Source organism: Rhizobium sp. 10N414, from assembly GCF_056394785.1.
The window spans coordinates 24,400-47,913 of sequence record NZ_JBFTIN010000033.1; the positions used below are offsets into that span (position 1 = coordinate 24,400).

Annotated in this window: 21 protein-coding genes and 1 pseudogene; 10 read left to right on the forward strand and 12 right to left on the reverse strand. The window is 58.8% G+C overall.

All coding sequences use genetic code 11. The features are described from left to right. Window positions 1–25: 25 nt before the first annotated feature. Window positions 26–766 carry an SDR family oxidoreductase gene (locus AC1DE4_RS24035; protein WP_169682135.1) on the reverse strand — a complete coding sequence of 247 codons (741 nt, stop codon included), beginning with the start codon at window positions 764–766 and terminating at the stop codon, window positions 26–28. Then, window positions 763–1,230: a GlcG/HbpS family heme-binding protein gene (locus tag AC1DE4_RS24040; RefSeq protein ID WP_477883401.1), complete on the reverse strand. Its 468-nt coding sequence runs from the start codon at window positions 1,228–1,230 to the stop codon at window positions 763–765. Before AC1DE4_RS24040 ends, AC1DE4_RS24035 begins: the two co-directional genes overlap by 4 nt. A gap of 455 nt (window positions 1,231–1,685) precedes the next feature. Here AC1DE4_RS24040 and AC1DE4_RS24045 point away from each other — a divergent pair, with 455 nt between their 5' ends. Next, window positions 1,686–3,395 carry an FAD-dependent oxidoreductase gene (locus AC1DE4_RS24045; RefSeq protein WP_477883403.1) on the forward strand — a complete coding sequence of 570 codons (1,710 nt, stop codon included), beginning with the start codon at window positions 1,686–1,688 and terminating at the stop codon, window positions 3,393–3,395. A gap of 19 nt (window positions 3,396–3,414) precedes the next feature. Here the strand turns inward: AC1DE4_RS24045 and AC1DE4_RS24050 are convergent, their stop codons facing one another. Next, the gene (locus AC1DE4_RS24050) at window positions 3,415–6,261 is read right to left on the reverse strand and encodes an ATP-binding protein (protein WP_477883405.1); all 2,847 of its coding nucleotides are present in this window, start codon (window positions 6,259–6,261) and stop codon (window positions 3,415–3,417) included. 353 nt (window positions 6,262–6,614) lie between these two features. Further along, the gene (locus AC1DE4_RS24055; protein ID WP_477883407.1) at window positions 6,615–7,721 is read right to left on the reverse strand and encodes an NADH:flavin oxidoreductase/NADH oxidase; all 1,107 of its coding nucleotides are present in this window, start codon (window positions 7,719–7,721) and stop codon (window positions 6,615–6,617) included. Between the two features lie 439 nt (window positions 7,722–8,160). Between AC1DE4_RS24055 and AC1DE4_RS24060 the strand changes: the two genes are divergently transcribed. The 6 genes from AC1DE4_RS24060 (at window position 8,161) to AC1DE4_RS24085 (ending at window position 13,078) form a co-directional block, all read left to right on the forward strand. Next, entirely contained in the window at window positions 8,161–9,693 is a 1,533-nt protein-coding gene (locus tag AC1DE4_RS24060) for an ATP-binding protein (RefSeq protein ID WP_477883409.1), read from the forward strand. A gap of 267 nt (window positions 9,694–9,960) precedes the next feature. Then, window positions 9,961–10,716: an alpha/beta fold hydrolase gene (locus tag AC1DE4_RS24065; protein ID WP_477883411.1), complete on the forward strand. Its 756-nt coding sequence runs from the start codon at window positions 9,961–9,963 to the stop codon at window positions 10,714–10,716. A gap of 121 nt (window positions 10,717–10,837) precedes the next feature. Then, window positions 10,838–11,638, forward strand: a complete 801-nt coding sequence (locus AC1DE4_RS24070) for a type 1 glutamine amidotransferase domain-containing protein (protein WP_477883413.1) — start codon at window positions 10,838–10,840, stop codon at window positions 11,636–11,638. 121 nt (window positions 11,639–11,759) lie between these two features. Beyond that, on the forward strand, window positions 11,760–12,059 hold the full coding sequence (locus tag AC1DE4_RS24075; RefSeq protein WP_169682126.1) for a putative quinol monooxygenase: 300 nt from the start codon (window positions 11,760–11,762) through the stop codon (window positions 12,057–12,059). A 384-nt stretch (window positions 12,060–12,443) separates the two neighbouring features. Beyond that, complete coding sequence (locus AC1DE4_RS24080) at window positions 12,444–12,632, forward strand: type II toxin-antitoxin system HicA family toxin (protein WP_477883415.1); 189 nt, start codon at window positions 12,444–12,446, stop codon at window positions 12,630–12,632. Window positions 12,633–12,637: 5 nt separating this feature from the next. Further along, a complete protein-coding gene (locus AC1DE4_RS24085) occupies window positions 12,638–13,078 on the forward strand; it encodes a type II toxin-antitoxin system HicB family antitoxin (protein ID WP_169682125.1) in 441 nt (146 codons plus the stop codon). 42 nt (window positions 13,079–13,120) lie between these two features. Here the strand turns inward: AC1DE4_RS24085 and AC1DE4_RS24090 are convergent, their stop codons facing one another. Next, the gene (locus AC1DE4_RS24090; RefSeq protein ID WP_477883418.1) at window positions 13,121–14,497 is read right to left on the reverse strand and encodes an aminotransferase-like domain-containing protein; all 1,377 of its coding nucleotides are present in this window, start codon (window positions 14,495–14,497) and stop codon (window positions 13,121–13,123) included. Between the two features lie 314 nt (window positions 14,498–14,811). On the opposite strand from AC1DE4_RS24090, the gene AC1DE4_RS24095 reads away from it, so the two are divergent. Further along, window positions 14,812–15,228, forward strand: a complete 417-nt coding sequence (locus tag AC1DE4_RS24095; protein ID WP_169682123.1) for a DUF983 domain-containing protein — start codon at window positions 14,812–14,814, stop codon at window positions 15,226–15,228. Window positions 15,229–15,281: 53 nt separating this feature from the next. After that, complete coding sequence (locus AC1DE4_RS24100; RefSeq protein ID WP_169682122.1) at window positions 15,282–15,656, forward strand: DUF983 domain-containing protein; 375 nt, start codon at window positions 15,282–15,284, stop codon at window positions 15,654–15,656. A 471-nt stretch (window positions 15,657–16,127) separates the two neighbouring features. Here AC1DE4_RS24100 and AC1DE4_RS24105 read toward each other — a convergent pair. The 3 genes and pseudogenes from AC1DE4_RS24105 to AC1DE4_RS24115 all read right to left on the reverse strand — a co-directional run. After that, a pseudogene (locus AC1DE4_RS24105) lies at window positions 16,128–16,286 on the reverse strand (3,4-dihydroxy-2-butanone-4-phosphate synthase); the annotation flags it as partial. 221 nt (window positions 16,287–16,507) lie between these two features. Further along, window positions 16,508–17,230 carry an aspartate/glutamate racemase family protein gene (locus AC1DE4_RS24110; protein WP_169682121.1) on the reverse strand — a complete coding sequence of 241 codons (723 nt, stop codon included), beginning with the start codon at window positions 17,228–17,230 and terminating at the stop codon, window positions 16,508–16,510. Window positions 17,231–17,252: 22 nt separating this feature from the next. After that, window positions 17,253–17,882, reverse strand: coding sequence for a flavin reductase family protein (locus tag AC1DE4_RS24115; RefSeq protein ID WP_037135497.1), 630 nt, complete (start codon window positions 17,880–17,882; stop codon window positions 17,253–17,255). A 130-nt stretch (window positions 17,883–18,012) separates the two neighbouring features. Between AC1DE4_RS24115 and AC1DE4_RS24120 the strand changes: the two genes are divergently transcribed. Beyond that, entirely contained in the window at window positions 18,013–18,690 is a 678-nt protein-coding gene (locus AC1DE4_RS24120; RefSeq protein ID WP_477883421.1) for a GntR family transcriptional regulator, read from the forward strand. A 178-nt stretch (window positions 18,691–18,868) separates the two neighbouring features. On the opposite strand, the gene AC1DE4_RS24125 is transcribed toward AC1DE4_RS24120, so the two are convergent. Genes AC1DE4_RS24125 through AC1DE4_RS24140 form a run of 4 tightly spaced genes read right to left on the reverse strand, consistent with a single transcriptional unit; the run spans window position 18,869 to window position 23,511 of the window. Continuing rightward, window positions 18,869–19,858 (reverse strand): ABC transporter ATP-binding protein, encoded by a 990-nt coding sequence (locus AC1DE4_RS24125; RefSeq protein WP_477883423.1) that lies wholly within the window; start codon window positions 19,856–19,858, stop codon window positions 18,869–18,871. Next, window positions 19,855–20,838, reverse strand: a complete 984-nt coding sequence (locus tag AC1DE4_RS24130) for an ABC transporter ATP-binding protein (RefSeq protein ID WP_169682119.1) — start codon at window positions 20,836–20,838, stop codon at window positions 19,855–19,857. The genes AC1DE4_RS24125 and AC1DE4_RS24130 overlap by 4 nt, the downstream gene beginning before the upstream one ends. Beyond that, window positions 20,831–22,318 carry an amidohydrolase family protein gene (locus AC1DE4_RS24135; RefSeq protein WP_477883425.1) on the reverse strand — a complete coding sequence of 496 codons (1,488 nt, stop codon included), beginning with the start codon at window positions 22,316–22,318 and terminating at the stop codon, window positions 20,831–20,833. Before AC1DE4_RS24135 ends, AC1DE4_RS24130 begins: the two co-directional genes overlap by 8 nt. Beyond that, a complete protein-coding gene (locus tag AC1DE4_RS24140; RefSeq protein WP_477883427.1) occupies window positions 22,318–23,511 on the reverse strand; it encodes an amidohydrolase family protein in 1,194 nt (397 codons plus the stop codon). Before AC1DE4_RS24140 ends, AC1DE4_RS24135 begins: the two co-directional genes overlap by 1 nt. Window positions 23,512–23,514: the final 3 nt, after the last annotated feature.

Below are 23,514 nucleotides of genomic sequence, written 5' to 3' on the forward strand. Positions count from 1 at the left end.
TGTGGTAGCGGGTTTGATCGGCGGATCAGAATTCCTGTGCCGTCGGCCGCAACACGATCTCGTTGATGTCCACGTCGGCAGGCTGCTCGATGGCGAAGGTGATTGCCCTGGCAACCGAGCTTGCAGGGATTGCCGACTTGTAGAATTCCATGACCGCGCCCTGTGATGTGCCGCTGGTCGTGTGCTTGAGGTCGCTATCGACCGCGCCGGGCTCGATCGAGGTCACCCTTATCTTGCTGCCTATCTCCTGGCGCAGCCCTTCAGAGATAGCACGAACGGCAAATTTGGTGCCGGAGTAGACCGTGCCACCAGGTGCGAAAACCTTGACGCCCGCAACAGAGCTGATGTTGATGATGTGGCCAGCTTCCTGTTTGATGAACATCGGGAGAACCGCGGCAATACCGTAGAGCGTCCCCCTGAGGTTGACGTCAATCATTGCGTCCCATTCGTCCGTGTTCACTTCCGCCATCGGGCGGATGGGCATCAGCCCTGCGTTGTTGATAAGGACGTCCAGCCTTCCGAAGTCGGATGCCACCGCATTCACGACCGAGTTGAACTGGTCCTTGTTGGCGACGTCCAGCTCATAGCCCTTCGCCTTGCCGCCGGAGTTGGAAATTCTGGCAGCGACTTCGTCGAGCTTTCCGCGCCGACGCGCAGCGATTGCGACCTTCGCCCCCTTTTGAGCAAGCATCTGCGCAGTCTCGGCGCCCAGCCCCGTACCACCTCCGGTGATCAGCACGACTTTCCCTTCGATATTGGTTGTCATCGTCTTTGCTCCTTTCCTGAAGTTAGCAATTGCGAGTCTGCGGGCATGAGGTCGATGGCCGATACGGCGGCTTGCGCGACAGCAATGTCCTGCTCCACCGATCCGGCGCTTGCGCCAACGGCGCCGATCAAACGACCGTCACGGATGACAGGAAGTCCGCCACCGAAGATGACGACGTTGCCGTCATTGCTCTGATCAATACCGAAGAGCGGCTCGCCGGGTTGCGCCAGCTTTGCCAGGTAGTCAGTTTTCTTGTCGAAGAGCCTCGTCGTGACAGCCTTTTTGATGGCCAGATCGATACTACCGATCAGCGCGTCGTCCTGACGGACGAAGGCGATCAGATGTCCACCGGCGTCGACTACGGCGACATTGTAGGCAATGGCAAACTCCGCCGCCTTTGCCTCTGCCGCTGACAGCATCAGTTTGGCGTCATCCAGCGTAAGGGTAGCGATTAGCCTGGTCATCTTGCGTCCCTTGGATTTCCGATGGGAGGGCATCGTCCGAGCGAACCGCCCGACAAGCCGGAACGTTCGGACGATGCGTGTCCGTCGTTTTGAATTGGATGCAGGCTAACATCTCATTCTGGCAACGCACGCTAAACGCCGTCAATGCGCGTGAAATCCGGCATGCCATCTCTCTTGCTCGACTTAACAACGCCCATCGTGCGAAGGGAACGGGTCTTCAGCACCAGTCGTTCAGGAGCTGTGTTGCAGCTACCCAACGTCATTCGCATGCCGGGAAGCGACCGATCGCCTCGTCGTTCTTGAAAAGGGGCCGTCGCGTTCGACCAGCGTACGCGTCCGGCCGTTCCCGGAATTTCGCGATGATAAGCGCCCTTTAACAGGCCGCCCTCGGCCGGCAAGCGTAGGCTTTTCTCGAGCAAGTGTGCACCACACGGGCTTTACCGAGGTTTTTCCCGATGGCCGACAGAGCTGACTTCAGTACTATCAGCAGCCCGGTTTCCGCCGCGCTTCGTGAAATCCCCGGTGAGGCGTTTCCCCGCCTCACGTCCGATATGGTGGAGCGCATTATCCCGTTCGGACGCAAGGATCGTTTCGATGGCGGCACGTATCTGTACGAGGTCGGCGATCGGGAGGTTGATTTCTTCGTCATTCTGAACGGATCTGTCGACGTTTTCGAAAGCGACGGACAAGGCGGACATGCGCTTATCGCCACACACCGCGAAAACCAGTTCACCGGGGAACTGCATCACTTGAGTGGCCGGGCGGTTCTCGTTTGTGGGAGAGCGACCGTTTCCACGTCCGTCATTCGTCTTTCCCGTCCATCACTACTGAGGCTGGTCAGCGCTGAACCGGATATCGGAGAGATCATCCTGCGCTCGTTCATCCTCAGACGTGCAAGGCTTCTCGAGCATGCCGAAGGCGGAACCGTGGTCGTGGGTAGTTGTCGCGCCGGAGATACGGTCCGCATCCAGACGTTTCTCGAAAGGAACGGCTATCCATATCGCTGCCTGGACACCGACACCGATGAAGTTGCGCGAGCGGCAATGGAATCCTTCCATGCCGATACCGACAACTTGCCGATCGTTGTTCTCAATGGCGTCAAGGTGCTCACTCGACCAACCAACCGTGATCTTGCCGAGGGTCTTGGGATCACGGAGCGCCTGAACCCCTCACATTTATACGACGTGGTTGTTGTTGGTGCCGGGCCGTCCGGCCTCGCCGCGGCGGTCTACGCAGCATCCGAGGGACTGGACACGCTCGTCCTGGAGGCGGTTGGCCCCGGCGGGCAGGCGAGCACGAGTTCGCGCATCGAGAACTACCTCGGATTTCCGATGGGTATTTCGGGACAGGACCTTGCGAGGCGCGCTCAAATTCAGGCTCAGAAGTTCGGCGCTCGGTTCGTCGTCGCCGACCCGGCGTGTCGTCTCGATTGCACCTGCTATCCGTTCGGGGTGCATCTGGAGGGTGGCTACGTGGTGTTTGGCCGATCTGTCGTCGTCGCAACTGGCGCGCGCTACCGCCGATTGGACATTCCCGATTCTCTGCGCTTCGAAGGAAGAGGAGTTCACTACGCGGCCACCTCGATCGAGTCGCAGCTTTGCGAAGGCACCGAAGTCGCGGTTGTGGGCGGCGGGAATTCCGCCGGGCAGGCCGCAATCTTCCTGTCCGCAGCGGCCCGTCACGTGCATCTGATCGTTCGGGGCAATGGCCTGTCTGACACCATGTCGGACTATCTTGTCGCGCGCATCGCCGTATCCCCACGGATCACGCTGCACACTCTAAGCCAGATCACCTCGCTTGTCGGCGGAAACTACCTTTCCAGCGTCCGATGGCTGCAACACGGTAAACACGAGTTCGAGCAGCCTATTTCAAACCTGTTTCTGATGATCGGCGCTATCCCAAACACCGACTGGCTGGATGGCTGTATCGAACTCGACAATCGTGGCTTTATCCTCACCGGGCACGACAACAATGGTGCGCCCAGGAATTCGCCCTATGCCACCAGCGTTCCTGGCATATTCGCGGTTGGCGACGTCCGTGCCCAATCGGTGAAGCGTGTTGCCTCAAGTGTCGGCGAGGGATCAGTCGTGGTGCATTCAATCCACGGCTGGCTGACGAATAATCCGGTGACCCGCGAAACCGCGAGTCAGCCGATGGGTGTTTGAGCATCGCCTTGGCAACTCGCTATGTACTCTGAGCGCGTCCAAAATTCCGCAACTCCGTCAAGAGATTTCCGGCTCTCTGCAGGTCGGGAGTATCGAACCCATCTATGAACTGGCCATAAACTGGTTCGAGAACGCTCTTGGCGTCATCGATCTGCAAACGGTCTCTGAGCAGGATAGCAAGGTCAGTTGCACTACGGATCCGCCATCCCCACGCACCGTTTTCTTCCGCCGCTTGCAGCGATTGACGCAAAGTGAAAAGTGCTTCTTCGTCGCGCCCAATCGATCGTTCCTTGACAGCCCTTAGGCGCAATAACTCGGGCACCATTGAACGCTGCGGTCCGATATCAAACAGATAGTTGAGAATCCGTGCTGCTTCGTTGACATGTCCGATTGAATAAAGGGCGCGTATCAGGAGCGCGTAGTAGACATGACGTCCTAATTGCCGAAGGCCGGTGCGGAGTTCGTCAAACGCCCTCATAGGCCCATCCGGGTCATCTCGATCACCCGAAAGAACGTAGAGCGCTTCTGCGTAGCAGTTGGCCACCGGGATCCATGTCGGCATGCCGTGACGATAAATCGTATCTTTCAGTTGCTCGGCGTAGTACGTGCCCAGAGCCCATTCCTGACATTCGCTTAGAATGAAAAGCGCTCCGTGGGTATAGCACGATATGAGGGTCCATCCGTGATGGACTTCCAGAGCTTCATGCGCGCAAAGCTTAACCGTACTCAGACCCGTTCCGGGCCTGACAGAGCCCAGCCATTGTAGCGCGCCAAGCGTCGTTTCGCTCCTGATCTTCGGATCGAGATCAAATCGAGAACCTGTCCCATCGGAGAAACCCCGCACCTCCTGACTCAACTTCTTCATCCTGGCAATTGCTGGTGGATATTGGCAGTGAATGATCTCTAATTCTGTAAGAAGAATCTCATGCTCCCAGCGCGCCGCACGGTTGTTCGATCGTTCAGCAACACGCTTCAGTTCCTTAAGAATCTTCCTGGCCTCGATCTGGTTGCCGGGCAGAAGCCGATATCTCGCCAGCGCACCCAAACCTTGGCACTCGGCATTGGTATCGCCGATTTGACGCGAAAGCCTGATTGCGGTTTCGAAGATCTCGATCGCTTTTCCAGCGTCAGCCGATACGTAGCTATTAACGACTGCAAGCCCCACGACGAGCTTAAGCTTCAGAGCCGTGTCCTTGCAGCCAATGCGATCGAACTCGGCAAGGGCCCGCTCACAGTTCCTTCGCGCCTCTTCGCTCAACGACAGTTCATGCCATAGAGGTACGCCGGATGCGACCAATTGGATACCGAGCAGCGGATCGCCTCGAAGAAACAACGCCCATCCGATGGCTCTGCGCAAATCGTCGGCATGGCCGGCATAGGCAGCGTGCCATTGTCGCGCCGGAAGCCTTGCGCGGTCGGCGTTCGCGCGAGCAAATATACCCAGCATAAGGCGGGCGTGTGCTCCTGACATCGCAGGCAATTCCCCGGAGGTTTCCAGCAGGTTGCCCGCGAACGCGCGAGTACTGTCTAGAAGGCGATATCGCATCGCTCCTGCAATCTGTTCGACACTCAGCATAGACTTGGCGCGTAGCCCGGCGATAGCATCAAAAACGGTTGTTGGATCGAGGTCAGAAACGACGCTCACAACCGCGTCGATATCGAACGTTCCCATGAAGATCGAGATGGAACGCAGCACGGCCGCCTCGCTCTTGGAGAGGAGCCCGTAGCTCCATTCCAGCGTCGCGAGCAGGGTCTGTTGACGAAGAGGACCATCCTGCTCAGCTCCAACCAGTGTGGCAAAGCGATCATCAAGTTCCTTGAGAACGCCGGCAGCACTTCGGCTTGTGAGCCGAGACGAGATTAGCTCGATTGCGAGAGGCGATCCATCGAGCCGCCTGCATATCTCGGCGACCGCAGAAGCATCTTCATCCTCAATCGTGTACTTCCCCTTCTCGGACGCTCGTTCGACAAGAAGTTGCGGTGCCGAATACTGAACCACCTGTTCGGCCGTGTAGGTCCGGCCAGCCGGCGGAACCTCCAAAGGAGCAAGCCAGAAGACCTCTTCCCGCTTCGCCCGGAGAGCCTGGCGGCTCGTTGCGACGATCCTAACGTCCCTCGTGTTTGCGAGGATGACGTCGCAAAGATGCGCGACGGCGTTGAGCACATGCTCACACGTGTCCAGCAAGAGCAAAGCCTTCCGTCGAGCGAGGATCGACGAGATCGCCTCAAGTCGATCCTGATTTGCTGAGCTTATGCCAAGTGCGGCGGCAACCGAGGGAATGACGAATTCCTCGCCGGTCGCACGAGAGAAGTCGATGAAGGTGACGAGGCCTCCCTCCTCGTCTTCGATGAGTTGCACGGTGGCGACGGCCAACGTTGTCTTTCCAATGCCGCCGGGGCCAACGATCGTCGTCAGACGGTTAGCGGCAATCTTGTCTCGCAGCTCGGCGATTTCGGCATCGCGCCCGATCACCGTACCCAACTCGGGAAAGCGGGTGTTGGCCACAACAGGGAGATCCGCGATGCTCTGCATCTCTCCGGACGGTATCTGATCGCTTAGCCAGTAGCCGCGGCCTATCAGTGTCCTGATATAGTCCTCCGCGGGAGAATACTCCCTCAGCGCTCGCCTCAGCGAGGCGATTGTCACTTTCAGATTGGCTTCATGGACAAAGATGCCGGGCCACGCAGCGTCGTAGAGTTCTTCCTTTCGAACCAACTCGCCCTTCTTCCGGGCCAAGGTTACGAGCATCTCCATTGCCCGACCGCCAAGCTGAACCTCCTCGGAGCCGCAGAACAAGCGACGCTGCTCCCTGTGAAGGCTAAAGGGGCCAAAAGCGACCACCTCGTACGGTTCCGTTGATGCCATGTGTTCCTCTTCGCGCGCTTTGGTCGGCCGCACAAAAAAATATGTCGAGGTCACTATCGCGCGAGCGGATACGGTAATTTCAGTTCGCCACGCAGTGGGCTGTCTGCCAATGGATGCTACAAATAGACCAATCTACCGCAATTGGTTCTTGCGTATCACCACCATCGCTCGCCGGCAAATTCTGCCGATGCAACTCAATGCCGTGTCGTTTGCTCTAATTCCATTGCCCCGCCGCTATTTGGGCTAACCAGCGGCTCGGTATTCCCGAAAGCAGTCGGGCGGTCGTAGTATTAACTCATTTGATGAGACTGAGTCACCTCCACCAAGTGGCAACCCCAAGCCCACCTTGTATGTCATTCGTTTTCGAACAGGTTATTGAATCGACTGGGCTGTGACCGAAGGTATTGCTTCGGGACCTGTACCTTGCCGCCAAGCTGCGCGGCGGCATGCCAGGGCCAGTTTGGATCGAACAGGATGGTCCTGGCAAGCGCCACCATGTCCGCATCACCCGTTCCGACGATAGCTTCAGCCTGCTCAAAACCTGTAATAAGCCCAACCGCGACCACGGGTATCTTGACTTCTTTCTTGACCGCGCGGGCAAACGGCACCTGATATCCCGGCCCGATCGGAACATGTTGGGCAGGATGCAAGCCGCCGCTGGAGACGTGTATGGCATCACAACCCCGCCGCTGCAGTTCCGCGGCGAAGTGAAGCGTTTGCTCCACATCCCAGCCTCCCTCGACCCAATCAGTGGCGGACAGCCTGATCGAGACCGGCATCTCAGCGGGTGCCACCGAGCGGACGGCATCGAATATTTCGAGAGGAAAGCGCATCCGATTTGCCAGCGATCCGCCGTAATCGTCGTCCCTGCGATTGCTTAGTGGAGAGAGGAACTGGTGAAGGAGATATCCGTGAGCCGCATGGACCTGGATCAGATCAAGGCCGAGCTTGACGGCGCGCTTTGCTGCCGCTGCAAACGCATTCCGAACAAGCTTCAATCCCTCCTTGTCCAGGGCCGCGGGATTGAACATGCCCTTGTTGTACCGAAGTGCCGACGGCGCAAATGTTTGCCACCCGAGCGCTTCGGATGGTGAAATCTGTGCTCCACCCTTCCAGGGAACTTCAGTCGACGCTTTCCGACCCGCATGGCTGAGCTGAACTCCGATGGGCATATCCGTCCAGCGACGGATACTCTCAAGTATAAGTCCCATCGCCGCATAGCACCGCTCGTTCCACAAGCCGAGATCCGCATAGGTTATACGCCCCTCAGGAAGGACGGCGGTTGCCTCTATGGTCAGCAAAGCCGCGCCGGACAACGCCAGCTTCCCAAGATGAATGAGATGCCATTCGTTCATACAGCCCTCTTCGGCCGAGTATTGGCACATCGGGGCGATCACTATGCGATTAAGTAGGTTTAGGCTCCCAATTTTAATGGGTTTGAAGAGAGACGCTGTGGGCATTAGCTTCACTCCGTGTCATTCGATGCGCTTTGCGAAAGACTGCAGTTTGACGCATTTTGAGGCTCGGCACCCCAAGATCGGGAGCCGCCTCGCCCGGGATTCGCGTACGGTTGCGGAAGCTCCGACCAACGGAAACGACCTCGACCCGCGCCCCAACTTGCAAATCGATTTGGAGGGGTCGTCACTCTCACCGGCCATCAGCGATCGAATTCCTCGACAAGATCAAAAACTACGCCGGCAGCGTCTCCGTCGCGCGTAAAATATTGTCAAAGCCCGTGAAATCTCCATCGCGCGCAAGCGCTCGCATCCTGGGAAACGAACCCAGCCGATTATTTACCGCATTTAACCTCCGTTGCCCGCGATGTCCTGTATTATCAGTGTGTGAACTTATGTGGATTTCACCGTGCCCACGAGGGCAAAGCCATTGAGGGGAACCGAAATGGGATTTCACGGCAGGAATGGCTATTTCGGCTTTGGGCCATATCGCCTGAATCCGGCGGCAAGGGTTCTGTTGCGAGACGATGATCTGCTTGCAATTGGTAGCCGCGCCTTCGACATCCTTGTTGCTCTGGTCCAAAATCACGGGCGCGTCCTTTCCCAAGCGGAACTTATGGCGTTTGCATGGCCCGGCCTCAATGTCGAAGCCTCAAACATACGAGTGCAAATGACACATCTGAGGCGCGAAATCGGCTGCGGCGAAAACGGCAATCGCTATATCGTCAGCGTGGCAGGTCGCGGTTACAGTTTCGTCGCCCCGGTCAAATGGGAGGACACTGCCGAACTCGAAAAAACCGTCTATACACACTTGAACCACAGTGGATCCGTCGCAACGACAACCGCCTTCCCGCCTCCGTTGAGCCATCCGGTCGGCCGCGACGAGAACGTTTCCAAACTTTCGCAGATGGTGGCGGAGCGCCGGTTCGTCACAATTGTGGGGACGGGCGGAGTCGGCAAAACGACACTCGCCATTTTAGTGGCGCACGCGCTACCCACGTTCGAATATGCCTATTTTGTCGATCTTGGCACGATCGATAATGAAACGGCGGTATTGGGAGCGGTAGCCTCGGCTCTGGGAATTCCCCTTTCAGAAGAGGATACCATAGGCGACATTGCCGGCCACCTGTCGTCACAGCGCGCCCTGGTGGTTATTGACAATTGCGAACACGTTATAGACGCCGTGACAGATATCGTGGGGTCGCTTCTGCGGCATAGTGCCAATGCGCATATTCTCGCCACGAGCCGGGAAGCCTTCCGTTTGCCCGGCGAAGGAGTTTATCTTCTCCGCCCACTTGCGGTTCCTCCTCATGCAGGTCGGTTGACCCTCGCAAAGGCGCTGCTTTGGCCGGCGATCCAGCTCTTCGTGGACCGTGCGATCGATAGCGGCTACCTGGAGCCTATGGGCACCGAGGAAGTAGCAACAATAGCGACCATCTGCAGACGGTTGGACGGCAATCCGCTGGCGATTGAACTCGTGGCAAGCCGCATGGGACCTTATGGCTTAGAGAGAGTTGCAGAACTATTGGACAATCAGCTCACCTTACGATGGAGAGGCAGCCGCCACGCCAGCGCACGCCATCAAACAGCTGAAGCGATGATGGATTGGAGTTACGCTCTCCTGTCCGAACCCGATCAACAGGTATTCAGGCGACTGTCGGTGTTTGCGGGCGAATTCTCCGTTGATGCTGCCATCGCGATCCTGGAAGACGATGGCCACGGGCACGCAGACATCATTGAATCGATCGGCAACCTTGTCGACAAATCTCTCCTTTCACCTCATCCGGGAACAGGACCTGCGCACTTCATGTTGACGGGGATCGCTAGGACCTATGCCGCGTATAAGCTCCTTGCCACGGGGGAGCGCGCCCTCATCGAGGAACGCCGATCTTTGTACCAAGCCCAAGCGCCCCGACAGCGCCGCGGAAGCATGGCTGTCTCTTCGCATAACGGACGGGCGATTCAACTCCAAGCGTAGTGAACCATTCTTGCAATTCCAGCGTTCGGGCAGCGACTTACGATTGCCCGACCTATTTGACACGCGCTACCGGCGGCCCGCCTCGGCGCCGCCGGTTTCTGATTGACCAATTTTCCATCGGGACCAGACACAGACTTTGAGAAGACGCATACGCACGTCTAACCACGCAATAATCGCAGGATTTAACCGCAATTAATATGCGTCCGAGCCTCCCTTGGATGATTATTCCCGGTATCGCCATTGAGAGCACCTATCGGAGGATGTCGGATGTCCCGAACTCTTGGACTTCTCTTCAGCGCCCTGGTGGCGTTCGCAACCACATGTCCCGACGCTGTCGCGGCGGATCTCAAAGCCAAGACCGTCGTCCTTGTTCACGGCGCTTTCGCCGACGGATCGTCCTGGCAGAAGGTCATCCCTCTCCTGGAACGAGCCGGACTGAAAGTCATCGCCGTCCAAAATCCACTGGAATCTCTGGAAAGCGACGTGGCCTTCACGGAGCGAGCGATCCGTGATGCCGAAGGGCCTGTCGTGCTCGTCGGTCATTCGTGGGGCGGCGTCGTCATCACCGAAGCGGGCGATGCTCCGAAGGTCAAGTCATTGGTCTATGTGGCTGCCTATGCGCCTGATGTCGGAAAATCGCTGGTGGACGTCGCCTCCAAATATCCGGCCCAAGAAAGCAGAAAAACATACATCAAGGACGAGGACGGGTTTCTCAAGATAAGCGATGACGGTATCGCCAGATACTTCGCGGCCGGGCTGCCTCCGGAAGAGCAGAGGCTCGTTGCCGCTGTTCAAGGACGGCTGCACGCGAACGCCACCACCACGCCCGTCAGCCATGCCGCCTGGCGCGACAAACCGTCGTTCATGGTTGTGGCGACTGAGGATCAGATCATCGCTCCCGATTTACAGAGGGATCAAGTGAAAACCGCGAAAGCCGAGATGGTCGAAGTGCCATCTGGTCACGTCGCGATGCTGTCTCATCCGAAAGAGGTTGCGGATCTCATTGTGAGGGCCGCTCAATAGACTGGCAATCGTGACAACGGCACAGGCAGAGCAGCAATGAAATTCCGATCGCTGGCGAGCCCAACCACTGCGGCCGTCCGCCGGCGCACAGATCTTAACCGCACCAGATCAGGAGATCGCCATGAGCAAAGGTAACGTTCTCGTCGTTGGCTCAAACGCCACCCGGATTGAAATTCAGGGAGGTGGCACCGGTCCGACCGGCCAATATCTAAACGAAACAGTGGTGCCAGCGATGGCCCTTGTTGACGCTGGATACGAGATCACGTTGGCTACCCCCGACGGCACCAAACCGCACATCGATCCCGTGTCGGACGTAGCGCAACATTTTGACGGCGACGAAGCTGCCTACAAGCGCGGGCACGCATTTTTCAAGGACCATCGAGCGATGAACGATGTTAGGACCTTGCGATCGGTGATAGAGGGCGGGCTCGATCGCTATGCTGGCCTGTTTGTGCCTGGCGGCCAGGCACCGGTCGTCGATCTCATGCAGGACGCTGATCTCGGCGAAATCCTGCGGCACTTTCATGCACGCGGGAAACCAACGGCCCTCCTTTGCCACGGGCCTATTGCCTCGCTCGCCGCGCTACCCCACGCAAGGGAATATCGGGCCGCCCTGATTGCAGGCGACATTTCCAAAGCGTCCGAACTCGCTAGGGGCTGGCAGTATGCCAGCTACAAGATGACGGTGTTCTCAGCCAGCGAAGAGAAACCAATCGAAGAGCAGATTCTCCATGGCAAGCTTTATTTCACGATGCCCGACGCGCTGAGCATGGCGGGTGGCGAAGTCACAACGAACCCGGTCGACTTCTCCCCGCATGTGGTGGAAGACCGCGAGCTTATCACAGGTCAGAATCCCCGATCGGATCATCCCCTTGCAGCGAAATTGATCGCCGCCCTCGACCGAGTGACGGTTTCGGCCTGAATTGATGAAGTGCGGTGCGGCATGAAAGGTGTTGGTGCACCTTCCATGCCGTTGTCCAGACCCACAACCTGTCATATGCCCCAACGACTCGCCCACGTGCGGTCAATCAGGAGCTTTCGGCATGACGCAAACGCCGACCAAGATCATCGCTATCCTGACCGCTCACCTTGGCAAGGCGCCCGAGCTGCGAGCATTGCTCATTGGCATGGCGCCACTTTGTAGAGCCGAGCCTGGCAATCTACGTTGGGATGTATGGTGCGACCGAGCGCATGGCGAGCGCTACATACTGGACGAACTCTACCTGGACGCAGCCGCCGTCGAGGCGCATCGCATGACACCCCACTATCAAGCTTATCTCGGCAAGATTCCTGAACTCGCTGAGCGAACGGCATGGGTCCTGGAGACGGTAGCAATCGGATAAGTGCTTGTCGGCTCCGCGCCGCCCCTGACGGTCGCGGCGCGGGTGAGCAATTATTCCACCGCACGTGACCGGCGATGCTCTAGGCAAGGATAGGTCTCCTCACCCAGTCGCCACCCGTAGCAAATTCTAAGGTCGTGAACAGGATCGAACCGGAAACAATCTGCGCGAATAGCTATGTACCTGCTAACGCTTATCTTCTTTGTTCGCCTGTGGCGCCGGTTCCCTTCGATATGTCACGACTTTCTAAGTACAAACGGGAACATGTTTCGATTGTGAAGGGTCCGTCGCGCGTTGGTGGCGAGAACCTCACCTTCACTCACTGAGGATCGGGAGTCATATTATGTTGCGCTTGTCGCCATACACATTCGTGTGTATGGTCCGGGAATGAAGAGCGGTGATATCATTGTGGCCCTGCAAAAGGATGGCTGGTACGATTTCGCCACCAAGGGCAGCCATGTCCAGTTTAGGCATCCCGAGAAACCTGGACGCGTCACTGTTCCACACCCGAAAAGGGACATCCCAATCGGAACACTGAAGAGTATCGAGAAACAAGCCGGACTTAAACTGAGGTAGCGAACATGCGCAACTATATCGGATTGATCCATAAGGACGCTGACAGTGATTACGGCGTGTCCTTTCCCGATTTTCCTGGCCTGATCACTGCTGGAACGGACCTCGACGATGCGCGAGCTATGGCCGAAGAAGCCTTAGCCCTACACATTGAAGGTCTAGCCGAAGACGGCGAAGCAATTCCCGAACCCTCCACACTGGAGGCGGTGATGGCAGACGCGGAGAACCAAGACGGCGTTGCAATTCTAGTTGGCGTCAAGACGGAAGCCAAAAGAGCGGTTCGCGTAAATATCACTCTGCCAGAAGATGTCCTAAAGGCAATTGATGCGTTCGCAGAAGCCCATGGGTTGACCCGATCAGGCTTCTTGGTCCGAGCTGCCAAGCATGAGATCGGGCACGCAAACGACGACTACGACGATAACTACGCAGAGACACGGCTAGGGGCCTAAGCGGGCGACAGTGAGGATGGTCGAGGCCTTGCGATTCTTCGGTCAGACCACCATCGTCGAGAACGCGGGCTGCTGGGCTAGAAGGTCTGCCAAAATCCGGAGGGCACGTGTAAGTTCCTCCAGGTTCACCGGAGCGCCAAGCGCAAGTCGTATGGCTTCGGGCGCGGACGCAATTGCAAAGGCGTCGCTGGTGACGATACCGATCCCTATCGAACGCAATCTGGAAACCAGTTCGCCTCGCGTCCAAGGTTCAGGAACCTTAAGCCACACGTGGAAGCCGCCCGGAGAGGATTCGACATCGAACGGAAGGAGCGCCTTGACGGAATCCAGGCGCTTCACTGTTTCCTTGACTATTTCGCCTCTGACAACATCCGCTACTCCCGTCTCTATCCATTGAGACGCGAGAGCACTCGTGAGCGGAGAAACAATTGACGCCGACGCCCGGATCGCGTTGGCCACCCTCTGCGTACGACCTTCAGGCACGGCGACATATGCGACTCGAAGGGCGGGAGACAGGCATTTGGATAAGCTCGCCACATGATAGACCGCCTCGGGCAGCAGTGCTGCGAGTGGCAGTGGCGGGGCCGGGACAAGGGCGCTATACGCGTCGTCCTCGATAATCGGCACGCCATATGTCCGCGCAACATTTACGAGATCGTGCCTTCGATGAACGGGCAGTGTCCGTGTAGTCGGATTGTGAAGCGTTGGCGTACAATAGAGCGCTTTCGGCTTCGCCTCCCTGCATACCTGCGCAAAGGCGTCCGGAACAAGCCCGTGATCGTCCATTGCAACCGGTGCCAATTTGAGCCTGAGATGGGATGCGATCGAGCGGAATCCGGGGTACGTGAGTTCTTCTGCGCAGACGATATCACCAGGCTCCGTCAAGACGCTGAGAATGGCGTGAAGCGCTCCCTGCGCGCCTGAGGCGACTACCACACGATCAGGCGATATCCCCGGAAGCCGCCTTGAAAGCCAAGACGCGCCGACGATACGATCCTCCATGATGCCGCCGGGTTCCTGATACCTTAGCAGGAGGTCCAAGCCCTGTTGCTGAAGGTCTTTCGCCCCATCCCACATTCTCTGTTCCAGGACGGGATCGAGAAACCGCGGCGGCAGGTTCATGCTCATGTCGACGACGCCAGAGGGCTGTTGTGATGGTCGCGCGCCACGCTTTGATCGCACGTATGTTCCTTGACCCACCTTGCCTTCAATCAGGCCACGGCTGCGGGCCTCCGAGTAGGCTCGGCTGACTGTGGTGAAGTCGATGCCGAGGTCGTCAGCGAGTTTGCGCTGCGTTGGAAGTTGCACCCCTTCGGCCAATCGACCACTTGCGATGTCCTCGGCCAAAGCATCCGCAATCGATAGATAAATGGGTCCCTCGCGGGTGCCAAGGTAGGGTGTCCAAGATGCCGCGGTCATCGATTTTCCATTCAATGTAACTACATGGTATCCATATAAGCTCCATATATTTCTCCTGATTGTCAAGGAGCTTGGCCGGGATGAACGACTCCCAGAATTTCGGAGCCATAATAACAGAAATGATGTTTTGTCGGAGTGGTGATCGAGTGGCAGCTCCCAGATGCGTCGAGGTTGCGGCGGTGTTCAGGCTGAAATCTGAACCGGTCAATCACTTTCAGGTACGCGCCGACAGCTGCGACAAATTGTAAACTGTAGGAGTTGATTGGATTATTGTATGCATACATTAATTCAATCAATTATGGAAGTGTAACGCGATGACGGAGGAATGGCCTCCACTGCCACCCATTCAAACGGGACTGCGCGGATTGTGTCCCCAGTGCGGGCAAGGACACCTTTTTGACGGCTTCTTGACTGTCAGGCCCAAATGCGAAGTTTGCGGCCTCGACTACTCCTTCGCCGATCCCGCAGACGGGCCGGCGTTTTTCGTGATCTGCTTCACATGCGTGCCGGCCGTCGCGGTGGCATGTTGGATTGAGGTTGCCTATTCCCCCTCAATATGGGTGCACCTATTCACCTCTCTCCCGCTGGTACTGCTGGCATGTCTTTTGCCGCTCCGGCCATTGAAGGGCTGGCTGATCAACAGTCAGTTCTTCTTCAAGGCAGAGGAAGGAAAAATCGACCGCGACTACGTGAGGCCTACTGCACCCGAGCCGCAAATCGAGCACGACTGACGTCGGCTCCTGCGGGCATAGACACATCCAATCAATTCTTGGAACGCACGAAAATGACCAACCAATGGCCTCCGCTGTCGTCAATCAAAACTGAATTGCGAGGGCTGTGTCCCCAGTGCGGGCAAAGCCAGCGTTATGTTGGCTTTCTAACTGTGAAGCCTAAATGCGAAGTTTGTGGCCCCGATCGTTCTTTGGCCGCGCCGGCGGATAGACTGGCGTTCTTTGTAATTTGCTTCATATGGGTAACAGGTGTTGCGCTGGCGTGCCGGATCCAGGTTGCTTATTCGCCTTCTATCTGGGTCCACCTCTTCGCCGCTTTCCCGCCCGTGCTTCTCGCTTGTCTTCTGCCCCTTCGGGCGTTGAAAGGCCGGCTTATCAGCAGCCGGTTCTGCTTCAACGCAAAAGAGGGAATGATCGACCCCGACTAGGTTCGACGGGAGCCACGCAATCGCACACCGAGCGCGGTTGATATCGACACCAGCAATCGCAGACCGAATTGAAAACGCGTTGACGCGTCAAGCCGGAAGCCGGGGTGCTTGCGCACGGTTTCAAAGTTGGTCGTCACGATGCACAAGAGAGCCTTCAATATGGATTGGGTACCTATAGTCTTCGTTACTTTTAAGCTACTGGCGTTAGGCATAGCCATGTTCTTCGCCATCAAGTGGCACTACGATCAGGGGGAGAAGGGGGAAACGAAAGCTATGCTACGCACCGGCGGCAAGATGGCTGCAGTCTTCATGTTAGCACTAATAGGCGTGGGGCTAGTCGCCTTCACCTTTAGCAGGATGCTCGGTTTGGACTTGAGCTTCCCATGATGGTACCAAATGTGCCACGCTTAGAGACGTTCCCGGAGCGCTACATTTTCCGATTGCGTTGAACGCGATCGCCGGCGGGCCCGGTCAGCCTTGGCCCTGAAGACCGTGCCGCTTCGCGAATACTTCCAAGTCTGGAAAGTGGGCTATCGTTGCCACCTCGCAGATCACGCCCGACGGAGCAAGTCCTGCAAGCCTCGAAAGGTCGACGGCAGCTTCCGTGTGGCCTGGCCGGAACAGGACGCCGAAGAGCGACATAGCCCATTGCAACGTGCTGCTAGCGGTAGGCCCAGTCGCGTACCCTGCCACCCTAAAGCCGCGAACGCGTGCAGAGGGCGATTCTCAGAAACGCCGTGGCCAACAGACCGGGAAACGTGCTGGCGCGTCGAAGGCCGTTACTCGACGATCACTTTTTGCCGCGCGGCCGTGGTTAGGCGGTTTGCTGTTGTCGTCGTCTGGTTTCCAATTCAAGCGCAGGCAGCCACCTTGGTCTCCTTGACGCGCGGATAATCATAGGCATTGACCTTCGACGTCGTATACCCGGCACCGACCAAAGCCTCGGCTAGTTTGATCGCCGATGTTACGCCGTCAATGACAGGAACGCCCGTGGCCTCGCGCAACCGATCGCAGAGTGCCGACATGCCGGCGCAACCGAGGATGATGGCTTCGGCCCGGTCTTCCTTCTTGGCAATCTCGATCTCGCGGATCAACAACTGCTCGGCGGCAACCGGATCTTCCTCCAGCCCGAGCACCGGCAGGTTGATGGCTCGCACCTTCCGGCAATGACGCTCGGCGCCATAATCGCTCACCAGATCCTCGATTATAGGGATGGAGCGCGGCAACGTGGTGATGATCGAGAAGCGGCGACTGATGGTCATGGCGACCTGCACGGCGGCCTGGCAGATACCGATCACCGGTCCCCGCGCTACCTCACGGGCGGCATGGAGCCCCGGATCGTCAAAGCAGGCAACGACATAGGCATCGACGCCCAGATGCTCGCCCTTGCGTATTTCATCCAGCATGCCCGGTACCGCCATCGCTTCATCCGCACCACCCTCGATACTGACCGGGGCATCGAAGGGGTTGACGGCGGAGACATCCGTATCCCGCTGCTTCACACGCAGGGCACTAGCCAGCGCCTGGGCCGTCATGGACGCGGTTGAATTCGGATTGATCAAACGAATGTGCATATGGTCGAACCTTTCAAAGCCCTTATTTGTCTTGCGGCTTTATGAAATCGGCAATCGGTGGAGCCGTCAGGACGAACTGACGGTCCGACGTGATGTAATTGTCGGCGTGCAACCGAGCGATAGGCTGGTAGCGCTCAGGGTCGACATAGCGCCCCTCTTCATCCAGGCATTCGCGGCGGACGTGCATGTGAACGACTTCGCCAAGAACGAGGGTACGACGCGGGTAGTCGATCAACCGCTCGATCCGGCATTCGAAAACGCACGGTGCTTCAGCAGGATAACTCGCGTCGATCTTGCTACAGGTCTTCGCCGTCAGCCCGGCCATGGAGAGTTCGTCGATCTCGTTGTCAAACCCCAGTCCGCACACCAGCATTTGCCGGGAAATGGCCATATCCACCATGGAGATGGCGAATTCCTGCGTCCGGCGAATATTGGCCATCGTGTCTTTTTCTTCGCCGGAAAGGCGCGGTTGAATACCGAGCACCACGATGGGCGGATCGTGAGAGAAGACGTTGAAGAAGCTCATCGGCGCTGCATTGTTGTGGCCGGCTTCGGACCGGGTCGTGACAAGCGCAATCGGGCGCGGGCCGATGAAGTTCGTCAGCAGACGGTAGCGGCTTTGCGGCTCAAGCTGGGTGAAGTCGAATTCCATGATCGAGTTCCGATATTTTAATCAACAATATCGTTTCATATTGTTCACAATCTTGCAATCAAAATCCCATTGTTACGGTTGACTTTTTCTGCGGCATCACGCTCTCTACGGCCAATGGGGAGTCAACTTGATGACTGAGCAAAACGGTCCTTCTACGCAGCAGATTGTCGAGAAAGTCTGGCTGTCCATCGCCGAGCGCCGACTGCGTCCGGGGGTACAGCTGAAGGAAGAGCAACTGGCCGCGATCTTCAATGTCAGCCGCGCCCGCATCCGCCGGGCGCTGACAGTCCTGGAACGCGACGGTCTCGTCACCATCATTCCCAATCGCGGCGCCTTCGTTTCCAAGCCCTCCGTCGAAGAGGCGCGCGACGTGTTCTTCGTGCGTCGCACGGTGGAGCGTTGCGTTGTTGAGCGCCTGTGCAAGTCCGTCTCCAAAGCTGACCTGAAGCGCCTGCGCGAGCATGTTGCCAAGGAGCGCATCGCCAATACCCAGGATGTCACCACTGATATCATAAAGCTCTCCGGCGGCTTCCACCTGCTGCTTGCCGAAACCGTCGGTTCCGACTTCCTTTTCACCACCATGAGGGACCTGATCTCCCGTTCCTCCCTGATCACGGCCGTCTATCGCAACACAAACCGCTTCAACTGCGGACCTGACGAGCACGCCGAGATCGTAGAGGCGATCTCTGCCAACGATGCAGACAAGGCGACCCACCTGATGGCGCATCATCTCGAACACGTTGAATCCGAGCTCGACCTCAGCGAGATCCGCGACCTTTCTCACGACCTGCGTGCCGCGCTGGCGTGACAATCGAAGCTCGATCTTGAGCCCCCCGCTTGACGGAGAGTGGTGCCGAGCGAATGCGAGGCGATGAGAGGTTGTCTCCACGACCCTGAGGAAGCCTTCCCCTTTATCCGGTCCGTCTAGCCCCTCCGCCCGGCTGCGGCGAAGGTGGCAAGCCGCACCTTGCAGTATGAATGCCGACTCAAGCCGGAACGACCTCATCGTTTACCAGATGGCAGGAAACGCGCGTGCCACCGGCAAGCGTGCGCACGGCCGGCACTTCGGCCGAGCAGCGCGCGGTCGCCATCGGACAGCGCGGATGGAAAGTGCACCCTGTCGGCGGCTTTAGCGGGCTCGGCACTTCACCGCCCGAAAGCTCCCGATCGCGTTGCGGCGCGTCGATGTTGGGAATGGTCTGCAACAGAAGCTGCGTATAGGGATGGCGCGGGTTCGCGAAGAGCTCTTCCGTCTCCCCCTCTTCCACGATGCGGCCGAGATACATGACAGCGATGCGATCCGACATGTGCCGTACCACGCTCATGTCATGGCTGATGAAGAGATATGTCAGGCCCAGCTCATCCTGCAACCGGCGCATGAGGTTCAGAACTTGCGCTTGTACCGAAACATCGAGCGCCGACGTCGGCTCGTCGCAGACTAGGAATTCCGGCTCGCTCGCAAGCGCACGTGCAATGGAGATACGCTGGCGCTGGCCGCCCGAAAATTCGTGCGGGAATTTTTCGCCGTCCGAGGCTGAAAGACCAACTGTGCGCAGCAGGTCTTCCACGCGCTCGGTGATTTCGGCCTGCGTCCCCCGCAGCTTCAGCTCGCGCAGCGGTTCTGCGATGATGTTCTTCACCCGCCAGCGTGGGTTGAGCGAGGCATAGGGGTCCTGGAAGATCATCTGGGCGGAGAGCGGCGCCCCCTTGCGGCCCGGCGCGAAGCCAATTTCGCCCGCGCTCGGGTTGAACAGGCCGGTCACCAGCCGCGCCACGGTCGACTTGCCGCAACCGCTTTCGCCGACGATGCTGAGGCAGCCGCCGGCCGGCACAGTGAAATCGATGCCGTTTACGGCCTGCACGAACTGACGGGGCTTGCGCTCGATGACGCGGTTCAGCCAAGGGACGGAAACGTCGAAGGTCATGGACAGGCCGCGGACGGTCAGCGCCGGTACTTTCTGAGCGGATACGGTCATGCGGTTCCTCCTGCGTTCAGCCAGCAGGCACTTGCACCATCGCCGACAGCGGTGAGTTCGGGACGTTGGTCTAGACACCGCGCCCCGGCGGAGCGACAGCGCGGATTGAAGCTGCAGCCGGGCGGAATCGCGTCTAGCCGGGGCATCGAACCGTCGATTTGGTTCAGTTTCTGCACCCGCGCGCCGAGCGACGGGATCGAGGCCATCAGCCCCTGCGTATATGGATGGCACGGGGCATGCAGCACTTGCTCGACCGGGCCGATCTCGATGAGGCGGCCGGCATACATTACCGCAACGCGATCGGCGGCTTCCGCTATGACGCCCATGTCGTGGGTCACGAGCATGACGGCAGTCTGCTTCTCCTTGCAGAGACGGCGCAGCAGCGAAATGATCTGCGCCTGGATCGACACGTCGAGCGCCGTCGTCGGCTCGTCGGCGATGACCAGCTTCGGGGACGCTGCGAGTGCAAGCGCGATCACCACGCGCTGGCGCATGCCGCCGGAAAACTGGTGCGGATAGTGGCTGACCCGCTCCTCCGGCGAGGGGATGCCCACATCGCGCAAGAGCTGAACGGCGCGTGCCCGCGCTTCGGCCTTACCGAGCGAGAGATGCTGGCGGATGGTTTCGGTGAGCTGCGCGCCGACCGTGAACAGCGGGTTTAGCGAGGTCAGCGGGTCCTGGAAGATCGCGCCGATCTCGCGGCCGCGGATGCGCTCCATTTCCTTGTCGTTAAGCGCGTCGATTCGGCGTTGGCCAAGCCAGATTTCGCCGGCGGCGATCCGACCGGGGCGTTCGAGCAGGCCCTGGATGGCAAGGCCGGTCATCGACTTGCCGGCGCCGGACTCCCCGACCACGCCGAGAATTTCGCCCGCACGAATCGAAAGGCTAACATCAGACAGCGCAGTCACCGTGCCGCGGCGACCTGGAAACTCGACCTTCAGGTTGCGGACATCGATGACCGCCTGTTGTGCTTCACCCATTTGCGTCCACCTCGATTGGATAGCTCGGCGGGAAGATTTCCGAAACCGGGGGATTGTCCCAGCTTCGCTCGGGGTATTTGGCGATCAGTCTGTCATACTGGACCTGTGCCTGAATGCGGGCCGTTTCCATGTCAATGCCCGCCACCTTGCGCGACAGCATCGAGACGCGGCCATCGACGAAGACGGCGCGGGTGACCTTGCCTGAACCGCCGGTGACCAACGTCGTGATCGGGTCAATCGACGGCGCCATCACCGCGTCATCGAGATCGAAGACGGCGATATCGGCGCGGGCGCCAGGCGACAGGTGGCCGATATCATCGCGCCCGAGCGCGCGAGCGCCACCGATCGTGGCCGCATCGAAGAGATCGACCGTACGCAGCTTGTCGGGTGCACCGTCGGCGATGCGGCCGGTGATCAGGCCGGCGAGCAGGTTCATCAGCATGTCCGCCGGTGTCGTGTCCGTGCCCATCGCGATGTTGATGCCCCGCTTGCGGCAGGCGGAGAAGGAATTGAGGATGCTGCCGCCACGGCCGGAAACCAGGGGGCAGTGAACGATCGAGACGCCGTTTTCCGCGTAGAGTCCCAGGTCCTCTTCCGTCGCATTGGTCGCATGCGGCGCGATCAACCGATCGCTGAGCAGGCCGGCATTGGCCAGCCAGACCGGCGCCGTCGTGCCGTGCAGCATCCGCACCGTATCGACTTCCATCGCACCCTGCGCCATGTGCAGGCGGAACTTGCAGCCGAGATCGCGGGCTGCCGCATCCGTGCGCTGAATCAGCGCGAGCGTACTGGTCTCTACCCGGTCGGGCGCCAGCATACCGCGCACGAGATCGCCATGGCGGCCGTTCTGACGCTCGATATAGGCGATGGCTTCCTTCAAGCCTTGGAAACCACGCTCCTCGTCGAACACCGGTACCATGCGACCGGGCTGTTCCAGCACCATACCGCCGGAGCGGTAGGCGGGGCTCAGATAGACCCGCAAACCGAGTTCGCCGGCAGCATCGGCGGCAGCATCGAATTCGGCGACCGTTTCGCCCCATTCGCGATAGAACAGCGAGGCGATCGGAGCAGCGGTGGTAATGCCGTTCAAGAGCAGTTGTCCAAAGGCGAAGCGCTTCTGGAAGGCCAGCTCTTCCTGGCTGTACATTTCATAGGGACCAGCCTCGACATAGGAGCGCGGCCAGACCCGGCCTTTGGCCCAGCCGGGATGATGGTCGATGCCGAGGATGGTTGTGTCGAGATCCGACAAGGCATCGAGGTCGATGAGGCCGGGGCTGATCAGCGCATTGCCGTAATCGATGCGGCGGGCGACTTCGCCAGGGAAGCGATGGCCGACAAACAGGATTTCGCCACCTTCGAACACCACTTCGCCGTTGCGCAGCAGGCGGTGGGCGCCGTCCCTGTGGCCGACAACCCAGCTTGCAGTGATCAGCGTGCGGCCTTCAGGACGGCGGCCGAGATCGAGAGGGATATCGCTCACTATGGCATCTCCACGATGGCCTTGCCCTGACGGGCAACGACGCGGCCACTCTTGACGACCAGCGGCCGCGGCGCGACGTCAACGACTGCATGGGCCAGCGTCTCACCGGTCAACAGCGTGAAGTCGGCGTTGCAGCCGACATCGAGGCCGTAACCGTCCAGTCGCATGACATCGGCGCCCCCCTGGGAAACGACATGTAGCACATGGGCCAGCTCCTGATCCGAGCGCAGGCCATTCTTCATGCCGATGATCTTTGCGCGGTCGAGCATGTCCGGTTGGCCCCACGGACCCCAGGTATCCTGAATGCCGTCACAGCCGCCGCCGACCCGCACGCCGGCTTCCTTCAGTCGCATGATCGAGGGCACGGTGGCCGAGGGCGCACCGGTGGTCAGGATCGCGACGTCGAGGCGGGCGATCTCTTCAATCAGCTTGCCGACGCGGAGATAGTCGTTCATGCCGAGCGCGAAGGCGTGACTGATCGCCACCTTGCCTTCCATACCGTTGGCGCGGGTGCGCTCGAAAATCAGTTCCATCGTAAAGGCACCCAGATCGCCTGCCTCGTGCAAATGGATGTCGATATCGACGCCGTGCTTGACGGCAAGCGCAAAGAGGATGTCGAGCTGCCCCTTGGGGTCCCGATCGATACCGCAGGGGTCGATACCACCTAGCACCTCGCAGCCTTGACGCAGGGCTTCGTCCAGAAGCTCCACTGTGCCCGGCATGACCATGACGCCGGACTGCGGGAAGGCGACAATTTCGATATCGATGATGCCCTTCAGCGCATCCCGTGTCTTCCAGACGCCTTCTACGATCGACAGGCCGTGCGTAGTGTCGATATCGACATGGCTGCGGATATGGGTTGAGCCGTGGGCCGCAAGGCCGATTGCGTGTCGCATCGACTGGCGATGCGGATCGATGCCGATGTCCAGGCGGTTTTCGCGTTCGAAGTCGATGCGGCCACGCAGGATCGCGGCACGATTGTTGACATGCCAAGGCATGCCCCAGGTCGTCTTGTCGAGATGGGTATGGGCATCAATCAGGCCTGGCGAAACGATTGCACCGTGACCATCCTCCACGGCCATGCCGGTCTCGGGCTGATAGTTACCAAGGCCTGCGATCTTTCCGTTCTTGATCAGGATGTCGCAGCTTTCGCCGGCCATGGGCCTGACATTGCGGAGAAGGAGATCGTGCATGGG

Coding starts and splice junctions, on each gene's coding strand:
- AC1DE4_RS24035 (WP_169682135.1), bottom strand. CDS start 766: ATGACAACCAATATCGAAGGGAAAGTCGTGCTGATCACCGGAGGTGGT.
- AC1DE4_RS24040 (WP_477883401.1), bottom strand. CDS start 1,230: ATGACCAGGCTAATCGCTACCCTTACGCTGGATGACGCCAAACTGATG.
- AC1DE4_RS24045 (WP_477883403.1), top strand. CDS start 1,686: ATGGCCGACAGAGCTGACTTCAGTACTATCAGCAGCCCGGTTTCCGCC.
- AC1DE4_RS24050 (WP_477883405.1), bottom strand. CDS start 6,261: ATGGCATCAACGGAACCGTACGAGGTGGTCGCTTTTGGCCCCTTTAGC.
- AC1DE4_RS24055 (WP_477883407.1), bottom strand. CDS start 7,721: ATGCCCACAGCGTCTCTCTTCAAACCCATTAAAATTGGGAGCCTAAAC.
- AC1DE4_RS24060 (WP_477883409.1), top strand. CDS start 8,161: ATGGGATTTCACGGCAGGAATGGCTATTTCGGCTTTGGGCCATATCGC.
- AC1DE4_RS24065 (WP_477883411.1), top strand. CDS start 9,961: ATGTCCCGAACTCTTGGACTTCTCTTCAGCGCCCTGGTGGCGTTCGCA.
- AC1DE4_RS24070 (WP_477883413.1), top strand. CDS start 10,838: ATGAGCAAAGGTAACGTTCTCGTCGTTGGCTCAAACGCCACCCGGATT.
- AC1DE4_RS24075 (WP_169682126.1), top strand. CDS start 11,760: ATGACGCAAACGCCGACCAAGATCATCGCTATCCTGACCGCTCACCTT.
- AC1DE4_RS24080 (WP_477883415.1), top strand. CDS start 12,444: ATGAAGAGCGGTGATATCATTGTGGCCCTGCAAAAGGATGGCTGGTAC.
- AC1DE4_RS24085 (WP_169682125.1), top strand. CDS start 12,638: ATGCGCAACTATATCGGATTGATCCATAAGGACGCTGACAGTGATTAC.
- AC1DE4_RS24090 (WP_477883418.1), bottom strand. CDS start 14,497: ATGACCGCGGCATCTTGGACACCCTACCTTGGCACCCGCGAGGGACCC.
- AC1DE4_RS24095 (WP_169682123.1), top strand. CDS start 14,812: ATGACGGAGGAATGGCCTCCACTGCCACCCATTCAAACGGGACTGCGC.
- AC1DE4_RS24100 (WP_169682122.1), top strand. CDS start 15,282: ATGACCAACCAATGGCCTCCGCTGTCGTCAATCAAAACTGAATTGCGA.
- AC1DE4_RS24110 (WP_169682121.1), bottom strand. CDS start 17,230: ATGCACATTCGTTTGATCAATCCGAATTCAACCGCGTCCATGACGGCC.
- AC1DE4_RS24115 (WP_037135497.1), bottom strand. CDS start 17,882: ATGGAATTCGACTTCACCCAGCTTGAGCCGCAAAGCCGCTACCGTCTG.
- AC1DE4_RS24120 (WP_477883421.1), top strand. CDS start 18,013: ATGACTGAGCAAAACGGTCCTTCTACGCAGCAGATTGTCGAGAAAGTC.
- AC1DE4_RS24125 (WP_477883423.1), bottom strand. CDS start 19,858: ATGACCGTATCCGCTCAGAAAGTACCGGCGCTGACCGTCCGCGGCCTG.
- AC1DE4_RS24130 (WP_169682119.1), bottom strand. CDS start 20,838: ATGGGTGAAGCACAACAGGCGGTCATCGATGTCCGCAACCTGAAGGTC.
- AC1DE4_RS24140 (WP_477883427.1), bottom strand. CDS start 23,511: ATGCACGATCTCCTTCTCCGCAATGTCAGGCCCATGGCCGGCGAAAGC.